At 61.5% G+C, this 15,736-nt stretch carries 15 protein-coding genes and 1 pseudogene; 11 read left to right on the top strand and 5 right to left on the bottom strand.

What is annotated here, in order from left to right; all coding sequences use genetic code 11:
• Window positions 1-212 (top strand): hypothetical protein (locus FS777_RS21565; RefSeq protein WP_218570384.1); only part of this gene is annotated, 212 nt, incomplete at its 5' end.
• Between the two features lie 66 nt (window positions 213-278).
• Here the strand turns inward: FS777_RS21565 and FS777_RS15895 are convergent.
• Both FS777_RS15895 and FS777_RS15890 read right to left on the bottom strand, forming a co-directional pair.
• A complete protein-coding gene (locus FS777_RS15895) occupies window positions 279-1,772 on the bottom strand; it encodes a CoA-acylating methylmalonate-semialdehyde dehydrogenase (RefSeq protein WP_145256338.1) in 1,494 nt (497 codons plus the stop codon).
• Window positions 1,773-1,841: 69 nt separating this feature from the next.
• Window positions 1,842-3,188, bottom strand: a complete 1,347-nt coding sequence (locus FS777_RS15890) for an aspartate aminotransferase family protein (RefSeq protein WP_145256335.1) — start codon at window positions 3,186-3,188, stop codon at window positions 1,842-1,844.
• A 115-nt stretch (window positions 3,189-3,303) separates the two neighbouring features.
• Between FS777_RS15890 and FS777_RS15885 the strand changes: the two genes are divergently transcribed.
• The 5 genes from FS777_RS15885 (at window position 3,304) to FS777_RS15865 (ending at window position 7,675) form a co-directional block, all read left to right on the top strand.
• Window positions 3,304-4,224 (top strand): LysR family transcriptional regulator, encoded by a 921-nt coding sequence (locus tag FS777_RS15885; protein WP_178091277.1) that lies wholly within the window; start codon window positions 3,304-3,306, stop codon window positions 4,222-4,224.
• Between the two features lie 90 nt (window positions 4,225-4,314).
• Window positions 4,315-4,977, top strand: a complete 663-nt coding sequence (locus tag FS777_RS15880) for a TetR/AcrR family transcriptional regulator (RefSeq protein WP_023535181.1) — start codon at window positions 4,315-4,317, stop codon at window positions 4,975-4,977.
• 9 nt (window positions 4,978-4,986) lie between these two features.
• On the top strand, window positions 4,987-5,571 hold the full coding sequence (locus FS777_RS15875; protein ID WP_145256332.1) for a YigZ family protein: 585 nt from the start codon (window positions 4,987-4,989) through the stop codon (window positions 5,569-5,571).
• A 384-nt stretch (window positions 5,572-5,955) separates the two neighbouring features.
• On the top strand, window positions 5,956-6,642 hold the full coding sequence (locus FS777_RS15870) for an SDR family oxidoreductase (protein ID WP_145256329.1): 687 nt from the start codon (window positions 5,956-5,958) through the stop codon (window positions 6,640-6,642).
• A gap of 85 nt (window positions 6,643-6,727) precedes the next feature.
• The gene (locus FS777_RS15865; protein ID WP_078479155.1) at window positions 6,728-7,675 is read left to right on the top strand and encodes an adenosine deaminase; all 948 of its coding nucleotides are present in this window, start codon (window positions 6,728-6,730) and stop codon (window positions 7,673-7,675) included.
• A gap of 5 nt (window positions 7,676-7,680) precedes the next feature.
• On the opposite strand, the gene FS777_RS15860 is transcribed toward FS777_RS15865, so the two are convergent.
• From FS777_RS15860 to FS777_RS15850, 3 genes are all read right to left on the bottom strand, one after another.
• The gene (locus FS777_RS15860; RefSeq protein ID WP_145256326.1) at window positions 7,681-8,394 is read right to left on the bottom strand and encodes a helix-turn-helix transcriptional regulator; all 714 of its coding nucleotides are present in this window, start codon (window positions 8,392-8,394) and stop codon (window positions 7,681-7,683) included.
• 344 nt (window positions 8,395-8,738) lie between these two features.
• A complete protein-coding gene (locus FS777_RS15855) occupies window positions 8,739-9,920 on the bottom strand; it encodes a multidrug effflux MFS transporter (protein WP_058638392.1) in 1,182 nt (393 codons plus the stop codon).
• Window positions 9,921-10,019: 99 nt separating this feature from the next.
• Window positions 10,020-10,217, bottom strand: coding sequence for a heavy-metal-associated domain-containing protein (locus FS777_RS15850; protein WP_058638393.1), 198 nt, complete (start codon window positions 10,215-10,217; stop codon window positions 10,020-10,022).
• Between the two features lie 137 nt (window positions 10,218-10,354).
• Between FS777_RS15850 and FS777_RS15845 the strand changes: the two genes are divergently transcribed.
• The 5 genes and pseudogenes from FS777_RS15845 (at window position 10,355) to FS777_RS21950 (ending at window position 15,717) form a co-directional block, all read left to right on the top strand.
• Window positions 10,355-10,741, top strand: a complete 387-nt coding sequence (locus tag FS777_RS15845) for a hypothetical protein (RefSeq protein ID WP_058638394.1) — start codon at window positions 10,355-10,357, stop codon at window positions 10,739-10,741.
• A 51-nt stretch (window positions 10,742-10,792) separates the two neighbouring features.
• Entirely contained in the window at window positions 10,793-13,189 is a 2,397-nt protein-coding gene (locus tag FS777_RS15840) for a heavy metal translocating P-type ATPase (protein WP_145256323.1), read from the top strand.
• Window positions 13,186-13,596, top strand: coding sequence for a Cu(I)-responsive transcriptional regulator (gene cueR, locus FS777_RS15835; RefSeq protein WP_058638396.1), 411 nt, complete (start codon window positions 13,186-13,188; stop codon window positions 13,594-13,596). Before FS777_RS15840 ends, cueR begins: the two co-directional genes overlap by 4 nt.
• Window positions 13,597-13,773: 177 nt before the next feature.
• A pseudogene (locus tag FS777_RS21955) lies at window positions 13,774-14,859 on the top strand (sensor histidine kinase); the annotation flags it as partial.
• A 90-nt stretch (window positions 14,860-14,949) separates the two neighbouring features.
• Complete coding sequence (locus FS777_RS21950) at window positions 14,950-15,717, top strand: methyl-accepting chemotaxis protein (protein ID WP_371921586.1); 768 nt, start codon at window positions 14,950-14,952, stop codon at window positions 15,715-15,717.
• Window positions 15,718-15,736 lie beyond the last annotated feature (19 nt).

Here is a 15,736-nt window from a genome sequence, read left to right as displayed (position 1 = left end):
CACGCTGTCAACCTTCTTCTCAACCGCTGCCGATCTGTTCGATCGTAGCCCTTACAGCACCACCCGAACTAGCTAACCCATTGAATCTCAAGGAGTTTCGCGTTCCGATGTCGCTGGAAGTGGGGCACATTATAAGGGGATTCGAAACCGCGTCAACCTTTAATTTCATGTATTTGAAATATTCTGGCCGTGGGCTGGAAAGGCGCCGCTGATGGATGAAGCACTACCTTATATAGAAGAAGGAGGCCACATGGCCTCCTTGCTCCCCAACAGCACGCTTACAAACTAGGGAATGCGAACTGAGATGCTTCATGGCTGGCCCGCTGCGGCCAGCGTTGAGTAATGGCCTTGCGCCGTGTGTAGAACCTCACGCCGTCTGGCCCGTAGGCATGCAGATCACCAAACAGCGAACGCTTCCAACCGCCGAAGCTGTGATAGGCCACAGGGACCGGCAGCGGAACGTTCACCCCTACCATGCCTACCTCGATTTCATCGCAGAACAACCGCGCCGCTTCACCGTCACGGGTAAAGATGCAGGTACCGTTGCCGTACTCGTGATCATTGATCAGTTGCATGGCCTGCTCAAGGCTGTCGACCCGTACTACACACAACACCGGCCCGAAGATCTCTTCCTTGTAGATGCGCATTTGCGGGGTCACTTTATCGAACAAGGTGCCGCCGACGAAATAGCCCTCTTCATTACCCGACACGCTCAAGCCGCGCCCGTCCACCACGAGCCTGGCGCCCGCCGCTACGCCTTCATCGATGTAGCCAACCACCTTGTCGCGAGCCGCCGCCGTGACCAGCGGCCCCATGTCCAGGCCGCACGACGTGCCCGCACCGATCTTCAGTGCCTTGATTTGCGGCTCAAGCTTGGCAATGAGCGCATCGGCCACCTGGTCACCCACGCACACCGCGACCGAAATGGCCATGCAGCGCTCACCGCACGAACCATAGGCAGCCCCCATCAGCGCACTGACGGCATTGTCCAGGTCGGCATCGGGCATCAGCACTGCATGGTTCTTCGCGCCGCCCAGTGCCTGGACGCGCTTGCCACGCTTGGTACCCTCAGCGTAGATGTACTCGGCAATTGGCGTAGAACCCACGAAGCTCAACGCCTTGACCTCCGGCGCCTCGATCAGGGCATCCACCGCTTCCTTGTCACCGTGCACCACATTGAGGATGCCCTTGGGCAAGCCCGCTTCCAGCAACAGCTGGGCGATGAACAGCGTCGAGCTGGGGTCACGCTCCGACGGCTTGAGGATGAATGCGTTGCCGCACGCGATTGCCAGTGGATACATCCACAGTGGCACCATCGCCGGGAAGTTGAATGGCGTGATCCCCGCTACTACCCCCAGCGGTTGAAAGTCGGACCAGGCGTCGATGTTGGGGCCCACGTTTCGGCTGTACTCGCCCTTGAGCAATTCAGGTGCAGCGCAGGCGAACTCGACGTTCTCGATACCACGCTTCAACTCCCCGGCGGCGTCTTCCAGGGTCTTGCCATGCTCCTCGCTAATCATTTGTGCGATTCGCGCTTCGTTCTGCTCGAGCAGTTGCTTGAAACGGAACATGACTTGGGCGCGCTTGGCCGGCGGGGTATTGCGCCAGGCCGGGAACGCGACCTTGGCAGCATCGATGGCTTGCTGCACGGTCGCACGACTGGCCAGTTCGACCTTGCGAATGGCCTGGCCAGTGGAGGGGTTGAACACATCGGCGGTGCGCTCGCCCTTGGTAACCAAGTCACCGTTGATCAGGTGCTGAACAATGCTCATGTAACACTCCAGATAGAAAAAGGCGTGGCAGGCGTGTGTGCGACAGGCGCCTGCCTTGAACGCAGGAAATCAGTCGATCAGGTTCAGCGTCTCGCCCACGGCATCGAACAGACGGTCCAGCTCTTCAGGTTTGGTGTTGAAGGTTGGGCCGAACTGCAAGGTGTCGCCGCCGAATCGCACATAGAAGCCCGCTTTCCACAGTTTCATCGCCGCTTCATAAGGGCGCACGATGGCGTCTCCGTCCCGGGCGGCGATCTGGATGGCGCCTGCCAGGCCAAAGTTGCGGATATCGACGATGTTCTTGGTGCCTTTGACGCCGTGCAGCAGGTTCTCAAAATGCGGCGCCAGGTCTGCAGCGGACTGCACGAGGTTTTCCTTCTGCAGCAGATCCAGCGCAGCAAGCCCTGCCGCGCAGGCGACCGGGTGCGCGGAGTAGGTGTAGCCATGGGGGAACTCCACGGCATAGTCCGGCGTCGGCTGGTTCATGAACGTATGGTAGATCTCGCTGCTGGCAACCACCGCCCCCATGGGGATCGCCCCGTTGGTCACCTGCTTGGCGATGCACATCAGGTCAGGCGTAACGCCAAAGGCCTCGGCGCCGGTCATCGCGCCCATGCGGCCGAAGCCTGTGATCACTTCGTCGAAGATCAGCAGGATATTGTGCTGGGTGCAGATTTCACGTAGACGCTTGAGGTAACCCTTGGGCGGCGGCAGCACGCCGGCCGAACCTGCCAGCGGCTCGACGATCACCGCTGCAATATTGGATGCATCGTGCAGCTCGATCAGCTTGAGCATCTCGTCAGCCAGCGCGATGCCGCCTTCCTCCGGCAGGCCCTTGGTGAACGCGTTGACCGGCAATACGGTGTGCGGCAGATGATCGACGTCCAGCAACTGCCCGAACATCTTGCGGTTGCCGTTGACCCCGCCCAGGCTGGTGCCGGCGATGTTAACCCCGTGGTAGCCACGGGCGCGGCCAATGATCTTGGTCTTGGTGGCCTGGCCTTTCAGGCGCCAGTAGGCGCGCACCATCTTCAAGGCCGTATCGGCACATTCGGAGCCTGAGTTGGTGTAGAACACATGGTTCAGGTCACCCGGCGTCAGTTCGGCAATCTTTTCAGCCAGCTGGAAGGACAGCGGGTGCCCGAACTGAAACCCCGGCGAGTAGTCAAGGGTGCCGATCTGGCGCGACACCGCCTCGGTGATTTCCATGCGGGTATGGCCCGCGCCACATGTCCACAACCCGGACAGGGCATCGAAGATCCTGCGCCCCTTGTCGTCCACCAGATGATTGCCATCGGCCGCCACGATCAGCCGAGGATCGCGCTGGAAATTGCGGTTGGCGGTATAGGGCATCCAGTGCGCATCCAGCTTGAGCTGGCTGGCGATACCGGCAGGCGCGGTTTGGAGCATGTTCATCGGCGGTTCCTCGGAAGACGATTAGGCAACGATGGATGTTGTTGCAGCTAACTTGGCACGGCGATAAAGTCTGAAAAAGCCTGCATTTCTAACCTTTACACAGGCCACGACTAAACTGATGAGCCGACGCCCCGATCCGCTTGCACAAGTCAGCGACTTCGATATTCGCCTGTTGAAAATCTACCGCAGCGTGGTGGAATGTGGCGGGTTTTCTGCCGCAGAAAACGTGCTGGGTATCGGGCGATCGGCTATCAGTCAGCAGATGAACGATCTTGAACAGCGTCTGGGCTTGCGCTTGTGCCAGCGCGGGCGTGCAGGGTTCTCGCTGACCGAGGAAGGCCGGGAGGTCTATCACTCGGCGCTGCAACTGCTCAGCGCGCTGGAAACCTTCCGCACCGAAGTCAACGGCCTGCACCAGCATTTGCGCGGCGAGTTGAACATAGGCCTGACCGACAACCTCGTCACCTTGCCTCACATGCGCATTACCCATGCGCTGGCTGAACTCAAGGACCGGGGTCCGGACGTGCGTATCCAGATCCGCATGATCGCACCCAGCCAGGTGGAGCACGGTGTTCTCGATGGCAGTCTGCATGTGGGCGTCGTCCCCCAGACCAGCCCGTTGTCGGGGCTGGAATATCAACCGCTGTATAGCGAACGCTCGCTGCTGTACTGCGCCGTCGGTCATCCGCTGTTCTACGCCGATGACGATCTGCTCGACGATGAACGCCTCAATCGCCAGGAGGCCATTGCCCCGACCTTCCGCTTGCCTGCCGAAATCCAGGCGCACTACCAGGTGCTCAACTGCACGGCCAGCGCGTCGGATCGCGAAGGCATGGCGTTCCTGATCCTGACAGGGCGCTACATGGGTTACCTGCCTGATCACTACGCTGCGCTCTGGGTCCAGCAAGGACGACTACGAGCGCTCAAGCCCCAGCAACGCTTCTATGACCTGAGCTTGAGCTGGGTGACGCGAAAAGGCAGACGGCCCAACCTGGTGCTTGAGAGTTTTCTGGAAAGTCTGGCTGCGACACGTTGATGCCACTCTCTGCCGCCAATGCTTGTTACTTTGCCGTGGGAAGGTAATCTTGTCCTACAGACGCAGCCATCCCCCTGCACGGAATCGTTCATGACATTAGAAGTCCCTGCGCACCGCCTATCCGCCTCCGGCAAACCCGCAGGCCGTATCCGACAGAAAAATGAACAGGCCATCATCAAGGCCGCCGAAGACGAGTTCGCCCGTCATGGCTTCAAGGGCACCAGCATGAACACCATCGCCCTCAAGGCAGGGCTGCCCAAAGCCAACCTGCATTATTACTTCACCAACAAGCTGGGCCTGTACATTGCCGTACTCAGCAACATCATCGAGCTATGGGACAGCACCTTCAACGCCTTGAGCGTCGAGGACGACCCGGGCGAGGCGCTTAGCCGGTACATTCGCACGAAGATGGAGTTCTCCAGGCGCAACCCGCAGGCGTCGCGAATCTTCGCCATGGAAGTGATCAGCGGCGGCTCCTGCCTGACCGAGTACTTCAGCGCTGACTACCGCGAGTGGTTCCGGGGCCGGGCGGCAGTGTTCCAAGCTTGGATGGATGCAGGCAAGATGGACCCTGTCGACCCGGTCCACCTGATCTTCCTGCTGTGGGGCAGCACCCAGCACTACGCCGATTTCGCCACCCAGATCTGCCAGGTGACCGGTCGCAGCCGGTTGACCAAGCAAGATATGGAAGATGCCAGCACCAACCTTATCCACATCATTCTCAAAGGATGCGGCATCGCGCCAGTTGCCTGACCGACATTTATGCCTTCTACCCTGCTCGACCTCTGCGAATTCCGCGAGGACATTCGCAAAAGCCGCTTCATTACCCTGGCCGGGCCCATCGCCAGTGCCAGCGATGCCATGAGCTTCATCGAGCGTCACAGCGACCCCGACGCCACCCACAATTGCTGGGCATGGAAAATCGGGCCCCAATACCGCAGCAGCGACGACGGCGAACCTGGCGGCACGGCCGGCCGCCCGATTCTGTCAGCCATCGAGGCACAGGACTGCGATCAGGTGGTGGTGCTGGTCATCCGCTGGTACGGTGGCATTCAGCTTGGTACCGGCGGATTGGCCAGGGCATACGGCGGCGGCGCCAACAAATGCCTGCAACAGGCCCCCAAGCGCCTGCTGGTACAACGCAGCGAGTTCACTTGCAGTTGTGCATTCAGCGAATTGGCGCTGGTGAAACTGCGGGTCGCCGACGTCCAGGGTCTGGTGCTTGAAGAGCACTTCACCGCCAACGGTGTAGACCTGAAGATTGCCTTCGAAGATGTCCACAGGCTACCTCTGCAACAACAATTGGCAGACCTGAGCCGCGGCCGAATCCTGCTGGCAAGTTGCTGAGTGTTGCCCACAGCAACTGTGGGCCTGGCTGTGGATAAGCTTGGGGCATACGCCTAGAGCCCAATGAGCATGCCCCCTCCATAGATTTGATCAAATTTTGACCAAGGTTACGAAATCGGCAGTTTCAGTTGAGCCAGTCCAAGTTGTCCCCATGCGCAGGCGGTCATGCGGCCAGATGACTGCGGTTTGCACACATTAATTGTGGAGCAGCCTGTGGATAACCCGTGAGTGAAACGACAGGGCACCTGTGGCACATGGCCGCGCCGAGGGTTGCTCATTTTTCAAGCAGTAAGGCGCCGCAGTGCAGCGTCACAAATGGCCGGGCACACCCAGGCGTCCGATGAATTATGCTCACAGGCTCTAACAACCCTATGGAGCACGCTCATGGCCGATTCAAAAACCGCTCTGATCATCGGGGCCTCACGCGGCCTGGGATTGGGCCTGGTCAACCGCCTGTACGAAGACGGGTGGAAGGTCACTGCCACAGTACGCAATCCGCAAGAACCAGGCGCTCTGGCGGATGTTCCAGGCGTGCGTATCGAACAGCTGGAAATGAATGACCCAGCCCAACTCGACACCCTGGCTGAGCGCCTGACCGGTCAGCTATTCGACCTGGTATTTATCAACGCAGGCGTCATGGGCCCTCTCCCACAGGATGTGGAAAGCGTTACGCACCAAGAAATTGGTGACCTGTTCATGACCAATGTCGTTGCACCGATTCGTGTCGCACGCCGCCTGGTTGAACATGTACGCGAACAGACCGGTGTACTCGCCTTCATGAGTTCCATTCTGGGCAGTGTCGCAGTGCCTGATGGCGGGGAGATCTGCTTGTACAAAGCCAGCAAGGCTGCCCTGAACTCCATGATCAACAGTTTTGTGGCGGCCCAGCCGCGCCATGACCTGTGCGTATTGGCCATGCATCCAGGCTGGGTGAAAACCGACATGGGCGGAGAAAACGCGGAGATCGACGTGCTGACCAGCACGCGTGGCATGCTTGAGCAGATCAAGGCCCAAAGTGGAACGGCGGGCCTTCGCTTCATCAACTACAAGGGCGAACCCTTGGTCTGGTGATTGGGCAGGTTGCCGCCATTGGGGCGCACGGCCAGGCCTGGCCCTGTAGAATGGCGGCAACCGTACCTGATTGAGATCACCTTATATGTATGACTGGTTGAACGCCCTGCCCAAGGCCGAACTGCACCTGCACCTTGAAGGCTCCCTGGAACCCGAGCTGCTGTTCGCCCTGGCCGAGCGCAACAAGATTGCCCTGCCCTGGGCTAATGTCGAGACGTTGCGCGGTGCGTACGCCTTCAACAACCTGCAGGAGTTCCTCGACCTGTACTACCAGGGCGCCGACGTTCTGCGCACCGAACAGGACTTCTACGACCTCACATGGGCGTACCTGCAGCGTTGCAAAGCGCAGAATGTGATTCACACCGAGCCCTTCTTCGATCCACAGACACACACCGACCGCGGCATTCCTTTTGAAGTGGTGCTCAATGGCATCAACCAGGCACTCAAGGATGGCCGTGACCAGTTGGGCATCAGCAGCGGCCTGATCCTGAGCTTCCTTCGCCACCTGAGCGAAGACGAAGCCCAAAAGACGTTGGACCAGGCCCTGCCGTTTCGCGATGCGTTCATTGCCGTTGGGCTGGACAGTTCCGAAATGGGCCACCCACCCAGCAAGTTCCAACGTGTGTTCGACAGGGCACGCAGCGAAGGCTTCGTGGCCGTTGCCCATGCCGGCGAGGAAGGTCCGCCCGAGTACATCTGGCAAGCGCTGGACCTGCTCCAGATCAAGCGTATCGACCACGGCGTGCGCGCCATCGAAGACGAGCGCCTGATGCAGCGCATCATCGACGAGCAGATTCCCTTGACCGTGTGCCCATTGTCCAACACCAAGCTGTGCGTGTTCGACCACATGAGCCAACACAACATTCTCGACATGTTGGAAAAAGGCGTAAAAGTCACCGTCAACTCAGACGACCCAGCCTATTTCGGGGGCTACGTGACGGAAAACTTCCATGCCCTGCACACTCACCTGGGAATGACCCAAGACCAGGCTCGCCGGCTTGCCCAGAACAGCCTGGATGCGCGCCTGGTCTGACGCACTCAGCCCACCTGCAGCGTCTCGACCCGGGCGATGCGATTGATCTGCTGGATACCCAGCGGTGATATGTGCAGCGCCCGGGTATCCTCGGCCTCGCGTATCCATCCCGATTGCAGGAACAGGCGGAACAGCGCCTGGCCCAGAACGCCCCCCAGGTGCGGCTCCATGTCATGCCACTCGGTGCAGCGGCACATCGTGCATGCTCGGGGCTGATGCGGTGCCAACGCATCGATGTATACGCCGAGGCTAGCCAGTTGCGCCCGCCCCTCATCGCTGACCACCAACTGCCGCCCACAACCGTCCAGCCATCCGGCCACTACCAGGCGGTGGTAGAGTTCGGCCGCAAGCTCACCGCCCAGGTGATCGCCGCACCGTCTGGCGCGTCGCACGGACATGGGCAATGTAGGGCGCGGCGTGTGGGCATGACGGCTTCTTTCCTGTTCGAGCTGCACGCTGGCAAGGGCCTCCACAGCGGCGCCCACCTGAGGCGTTGCCAGGCGGAAATAACGTTTGCGCCCCCGGGCCTCATGCCGAAGCAGACCCGCTGAAGAAAGCAGCGAAAGGTGTGCACAAGCCGATGAGGCGCTTAGCCCGGTCATGATGGCCAACTCATTGGCCAGGCGGGGTGTGCCATCGATCAAGGCCCATAACATGGCACTGCGCTTGGGGTCGGCCATCAGGCTGGCGATCTGGCTGATGCTGCTGGCTGCGTTCATGTCCCTGTGACTCCCTGCAAATTCACTGTGTAGATGCGATGGCCGACCCTGGCCCACGAACGCCCTCGCTCGCGCTGGCCTGGCTCGTCAGTATAAGCCGCACCTGGAGCCACCCTGGCGCCACTGCCAGGCCTCGTTGTCGCAAAAATGCCACTGGGTAGGGCTACCCTTTGCAGGAGGCTTCTTCAGCGGCATGTTCGCAAAGCAGCCTGTATCTCGGCGGTTTGACAGAAAAAATGGCTCAGCATGGGATGAGTCAAGGCATATCGCTTATTGCGAATTCGGAAGATGCCCACAGCCGTCTTCACCAAATAGCGCAGATATTATCGAAGGTTCTTCATGCCTCACACCGAGCGCCTCGATTGCAGGCGCCGCGTCAACAGCGCAACCGTTACCACCAGCGCCCCGCACAGGCTCATCACCAACGCCATGGGCACCGCGCTGCCATCGTGCAGTACACCCACCAACGCCGCGGCCCCTGCGGCAACACTGAACTGCACGCAGCCCATCAAGGCAGAAGCGCTGCCCGCCCGAGCGCCTTGCCCGCTCATGGCACAAGCAGAGGCATTGGGCAGAATGAACCCCAGGCTCGCGATGCATACGAACAGCGGTACCAATAGCGGCCAGAGCGCTGCGGGCTTGAACGCCGCCATGCTCAGCAATGTCAGGCCTGCTATCAGGTACACCCATACCGCACGGCTCAGCAGCCAAGCGGGCCCGCGTTTGGCCAGCAGGCGGGCGTTCACTTGAGCCATCAGGATGAACCCCGCAGCATTGGCACCGAAGAACCAGCCGTAATGCTCGGCAGGTACCCCGTACAACTTGATGAACACGAACGGCGAGCCTGCGATGTAGGCGAACATGCCGGCAATGGCGATACCGCCCGTCAAGGCGTGCCCCAGGAACACGCGGTCGGCGAGCAGGCGCAGGTACTGACGCAAAGCGCCTGACAATGGCTGCCGGGGAATATGATCAGGCATGCTTTCAGGCAGCCCGAGGCTGACGGCGAGCAGGCAGCCGGCACTGAACAGGCTCAGGGACAGGAATATGAACTGCCACCCAACATGGTTGACCAACACGCCGCCCAGCATGGGCGCAAGGATCGGCGCCAAACCCATGACAAGCACCAGCTGGGAGAACACTTTGGCCGAAGCCACCGGGTCGCACTTGTCGCTGACAATCGCCCGCGACAGCACCATACCCGCGCAGCCGCCCAGTGCCTGGACAAAGCGCGCCAGGATCAGGGTGTCCAAGTTGGGCGCATAGGCGCAGGCCAGCGATGCCAGGGTAAAAAGCGCCACGCCGAACAGCAATGGCTTGCGCCGACCGAAACGGTCAGCCACCGGGCCATAGAGCAACTGCCCGATGGACAGCCCGAGAAAGTAGGCGGCCAGGGTAGTCTGGACGTGTTTTTCATCAGTGGCGAACGCCTGGGCTATCGCCGGAAAGGCAGGCAGATAGAAGTCGATCGCCAAAGGCCCGAACGCACTGAGTGCGCCCAGGATAAGGACCATTCGCAGGTTCATCGGGAATCCATAGCAAGCTAACAAAGTTGCACATTCTACCTGCTGTGGACCCCGTCCTGCGCAAAACAATCCAACAATCGCGTTACCTGGCTCGAGCGCTTATGCAATCTCGGCCTGGTAACCCTCTTCCTGGATGGCTGCCCGTATCTGCGCCGGGTTAGCACTGCTGTCGACGCGGACCTGCTTCTTTGCCAAGTCGACATCGACCTTGGCAGCGCCATCTAGGGCTTGGACGGCTTGGGTAACCGCCTTCACGCAATGGCCACAGGTCATGCCTTCTACCGAGAATACGTGCATGGGAATACCTCCTCTGGGTTTTCAGCGAGTTTCAAGCTTGCCATGGGGGCAAGGTCAAGCGTGCGTGTCTGGAGGTGGCAATTCGCGTCCACCTCGGCCAAGCTGCGACTTTGAAACAGGCAAGCAGGAGAGTGTTCATGTTCAGGACAGCAATGGGCTTCATCGGGCTGCTGGGTGCGCTCGCGGCGGTGCCGCCGGCCATCGCCGAGGACAACTCGGCCTACAGCGTGCTGATCATTTCCCGCGAACGGCTTGAAGTGGCCACCAGTTGCGAGATCGGTGTCTACCTGAACGATCAACTGTCGGGGCGCCTGTTCCAGGAACAGTCCACGTCGTTCAACCTGCCTGCGGGCCCTGTCGATGTGCGTCTGCGCCTGCTGCCTGGGCAGACACCCGGTTGCGCCCCGGGCCTTGAAGATCAACGTAGCACCCGGTTGAACCTGCAAGCCGGGCAGATCAACAAGTACCGCATCGCGATGGGCCAGTATGGGATGGAGCTCAAGCGAACGCCGTTGGACTATTGACCTTCCCCGCATGGCAAGGTTGATGCTGGCAGCGTGCCCAAGGAGGAAATCATGTCCACGCCCGTCACTTATCACCTGCCCGTCTCCGGCATGACCTGCGCCAGCTGCGCTGGCCGAGTGGAACGCGCCTTGCGCAAGGTCACCGGCGCAGAACACGTCACCGTCAACCTTGCCAACGAGCAGGCCCGTGTGCAGGCGCCGGCCGATAGCCTGGATGCACTGGTCAACGCTGTACACGCAGCCGGTTACGCGGTGCCCAGCCATACGGTGGAATTGCAGATCGCCGGCATGACCTGCGCCAGCTGCGTCGGCCGGGTCGAGCGTGCGCTGGCCAAGGTGCAGGGGGTTCTCAAGGTCAGCGTCAATCTGGCCAACGAACGTGCCCACCTGAATGTCCTCGATGGCGTTCAGGATGCGGCGCTGATCGATGCGATAGGGCAAGCCGGTTACCACGCCAGCCTGCCGCACGCATCCGAAAGTGAACAGGCGACGACCCAACGCCGCTTGCGCCGGGAACGCCTTGCAGTCGCCGCGGCGCTGCTGCTGGCTTTTCCCCTGGTGTTGCCCATGCTGGTACAACCGTTGGGCCTGCACTGGATGCTACCGGCCTGGGCACAGTTTCTGCTGGCAACGCCGGTGCAGTTCATCCTGGGCGCCCGCTTCTATGTGGCGGCCTGGAAAGCCGTGCGTGCCCGCAGCGGCAACATGGACCTATTGGTCGCCCTCGGTACCAGTGCCGGTTACGGCTTGAGCCTTTATCAATGGGCCAATGCGCCATCGGGTACCACACCACACCTCTACTTCGAAGCCAGCGCAGTGGTCATCGCCCTGGTCATGCTGGGCAAGTACCTGGAGAGCCGTGCCAAGCGCCAGACCGCCAGTGCCATACGCGCCCTGGAAGCGCTGCGTCCCGAACGTGCGCTGAGGGTCATCGATGGCGTGGAGCAGGAGGTCGCCATCGCCCACCTGCGCGTGGGTGACCTGGTCATGGTCAAGCCTGGTGAGCGTTTTCCGGTCGACGGTATCGTCGAAGACGGCCACAGCCATGCCGATGAAGCCCTGATCAGCGGCGAAAGCCTGCCAGTCACCAAGCAACCCGGAGACAGCGTCACCGGGGGTGCGATCAACGGCGAAGGTCGGTTGCTGGTCCGCACGCAAGCGCTTGGCACAGAGACCGTCCTGGCTCGCATCATCCGCCTGGTCGAAGACGCCCAGGCTGCCAAGGCTCCCATTCAGAAACTGGTCGACCGAGTCAGCCAGGTCTTCGTGCCGGCGGTACTGATACTCGCCGCGATGACCTTGTTGGGATGGTGGCTGGCCGGTGCGCCGTTTGAAACCGCCGTGATCAATGCAGTGGCCGTTCTGGTCATCGCCTGCCCATGCGCGCTAGGGCTGGCAACGCCGGCCGCGATCATGGCGGGCACAGGTGTTGCCGCACGTCACGGCATCCTCATCAAAGATGCAGAAGCACTCGAACGCGCGCAGGCCGTCAACCGCGTCGTGTTCGATAAAACAGGTACGCTCACCTCCGGAAGCCCAAAAGTGGTGCATAGCCAAGCGCTGGACGGCGATACGGACAACCTTTACCGATTGGCCGGCGCGCTTCAGCGCGGCAGTGAACACCCGCTGGCCAAAGCCGTGCTGGACGCCTGCGCCGACCGTGGCCTGCGTGTGCCCGAGGTGGCCGACAGCCAGTCCCTGACCGGTCGCGGCATTGCCGGACGTGTCGATGGGCGTGACTTGGCACTGGGCAATCGGCGCCTGCTGCAAGACCTTGGCCTGGCGCCCGGTGAACTGGCCGCATCGGCTGACGCCTGGGAAGCACAGGGGCGCACCTTGTCCTGGCTCGTCCAGAGCGGGGCCTCACCCAGCGTGCTTGGCCTGATCGCGTTCGGCGACAGCCTCAAGCCCGGGGCCGATCAGGCGGTCCAGACCCTGCGCAATCAGCACATCAGCAGCTACTTGCTCACTGGCGACAACCGGGGCAGCGCCATGGCCGTGGCGGCCGCCCTCGGCATTACCGATGCCTACGCCGAGGTGCTGCCAGCGGACAAAGCCGCCACCGTGGAAGCCCTCAAGCAGGGCGGTGCCGTTGCCATGGTCGGCGACGGCGTCAACGACGCACCGGCGTTGGCGGCTGCAGACATCGGCATCGCCATGGGCGGTGGCACGGATGTGGCCATGCAGGCCGCCGGCATCACCCTGATGCGCGGTGATCCGCGGCTGGTGCCAGCAGCCCTTGAAATCAGCCGTAGAACCTACGCAAAGATTCGCCAGAACCTATTCTGGGCGTTCATCTACAACCTCGTCGGCATCCCGCTGGCTGCCTTCGGTTACCTCAACCCGGTCATGGCAGGCGCGGCCATGGCGCTCTCCAGCGTCAGCGTGGTCAGTAATGCGCTGTTGCTCAAGGCCTGGAAGCCCGCCCTGGATCAGGAGGCACCATGAACATCGGCCAAGCGGCAGCCCGTACCGGGCTCAGCACCAAGATGATCCGCTATTACGAATCCATCGGCCTGCTCAAGCCTGCCTTGCGCAGCGACAGCGGTTATCGGATCTATCAGCCTGCGGACCTGCATGCCCTGGCCTTCATCAAACGCTCGCGCGACCTGGGGTTTTCCCTCGAAGAAGTCGGCAAGTTGCTCACCTTGTGGCAGGACCGGCAGCGAGCCAGCGCCGATGTCAAGGCACTAGCCAGCCAGCATATCGATGCGTTGAACAGGCGCATCGAGGAACTGGTTAGCCTGCGCGACACCCTGGTCGAGCTGGTTTCCAGTTGCCACGGCGATGACCGCCCGGACTGTCCGATTCTCAAGGAACTGGCCAACGAAGCGCCGGGGCGCTGCTGCCGCTGAGCATTTCCGACAGCCCCGCAACCAAGCTCATAGGGCATTCCCGTCCAAACGCGACCGAATAGGCATCAATAGCGACTTCGCCCAATATTTACGGGCGTTTTCCTACATAAAATTCGGTTGCTGCCGATGCATTAGGTACCTGCCTCATGTGTCGACAACAATAATTCGGGAGCGCCGATGAGCATCAAACAGAAACTGACCTGGGCCTTTGCGATCATCGCCGCCCTGCCCATCGTGCTGGTGGCCACCTTGGTGGTACTGAACCTACGCGGCGAGGCCAGGGATGGCTTCCTCGACAGCAGCAGTCGAGAAATCCGTCAGGTCAGCAACGCGATGAACATCTTCTTCCAAGGCATCAGCCAGAACGTGGAGTACATGGCCTCGCAACCCTTGGTGGCGGCCACTGGCAACGAACTGACCAAGTACATGAGCGCCACGCCGTCCTACGAACTGGGCGAGCAATCGAGCAAGATTCTGGCGTTCATGACCAGCCTGGCCAATGCCCATCCTGCCTATGCCTACCTCTCCTACGGGGTCGCCGACGGGGGCTACGTCGGCTGGCCGGCAGGGCAGAAGTTCGTCAACTACGATCCGCGTACACGCCCTTGGTACCAGCTGGCCATGGCTAACCCTGGCAAGACCCTGCGCACCGGTGCCTACTACTGGGCCGCCGACGATGCCGTGCTGGTCAGCACCGTACGTGCCGTGGCCAACCAGCTGGGTAACCCTGGCGGCGTGGTCAACGTCGACGTTTCCATCAAAGGCCTCACCGAAATCGTCAAGCAGATCAAGCTGGGCGAGAGCGGGTACCTGCTGCTGGTCGAAAACAACGGCAATGTCCTGGTAGACCCGCGGGACACTGCGCACAACTTCAAACAACTGGCGAGCTTCGGCGACGGCTACGCCGAGCTTGCCAAGCACGGCAAGGGCCTGGCTGAGGTCGAGCTGGACGGTGTTCGCTACATGGCCAATATCTACCCGGACGAACAGCTGGGCTGGACGCTGATCGGGCTGATCGAGCAACGCGAGGTGATGCAGACCACCACCCGCCTGACCTGGCTGATCGGGATCGTCGCGCTGGTACTGGCTGCCGTGTTCGCCGTCGTGGGTGCCACGTTCGCCAAACTGATCGTGCGCCCGATCAACAGCGTCACCAATGGGCTTGAGGACATCGCCCAGGGCGAAGGGGACCTGACCCGCAACCTGGAAATCCGCGGCCGTGACGAAACTGCCCAGCTGGCGAGCTGGTTCAACCAGTTCCTGGGGGCCATTCGCAGCCTGATCCAGCACATCAGCGCCGCAGCCGGCAACATCCTCAACACCTCCACCAGCTCGACACGCGTGTCCAGCGACATGGCCGAGGCCGCCGGGCGCCAGCGTGAGGCCGTTGACATGGTGTCCACCGCCTTCCATGAAATGGTCGCCACTGCCAACGAGGTCGCGCGCTCCTGCAGCCAGGCGGCGCAGTCGGCCGACAGCGGCCAGCAGCAGGCGCGCGAAGGCCAGCAGCAGATCGATGCCGCCGTCAGCAGCGTCGACCGCCTGAGCCACGAGATCGAGCAGTCGGCGCAGTCGATCCAGCAGCTTGAGCGCGACAGCAACGCCATCCAGTCGATCCTGGGCACCATTCGCTCCATTGCCGAGCAGACCAACCTGCTGGCGCTCAACGCCGCCATCGAAGCTGCCCGTGCCGGTGAGCAAGGGCGCGGGTTCGCGGTGGTGGCCGACGAAGTACGTGCCCTGGCCAAGCGAACCGCCGACTCCACGGCCGAAATCGACGGCCTGCTGGGCAACTTGGCCGGGCGCACGGCCGAGGTGGCGGCGCAAATGCACGCCAGCCTCGAAGTTTCGCAGCAATCGGTGAGCCGTATCGGCATGGCCCGCGACAGCTTTGGGCAAATACGCGAGTCGGTGGACGTGATCCGTGACATGAACACGCAGATCGCCACGGCAGCCGAAGAGCAGCACCAGGTAGCCGAGGACATCAACCGGCACATCAGCCAGATCCACGGCGATGCCCAGCTGGTGGCGGAACTGGCCCAGGCCGCCCGCCAGGACTCCGAAAGCCTCGCCGGCCTGTCCAACGAGCTGGACTCACTGGTGCGCAGGTTCCGTACCTGACGGCAAGAGCTTCGCGAGC

The organism is Pseudomonas sp. DE0157 (assembly GCF_007678615.1).
Taxonomy (GTDB): Bacteria; Pseudomonadota; Gammaproteobacteria; order Pseudomonadales; family Pseudomonadaceae; genus Aquipseudomonas; species Aquipseudomonas parafulva_B.
This window is presented reverse-complemented; position numbering and strand designations above follow the sequence as displayed.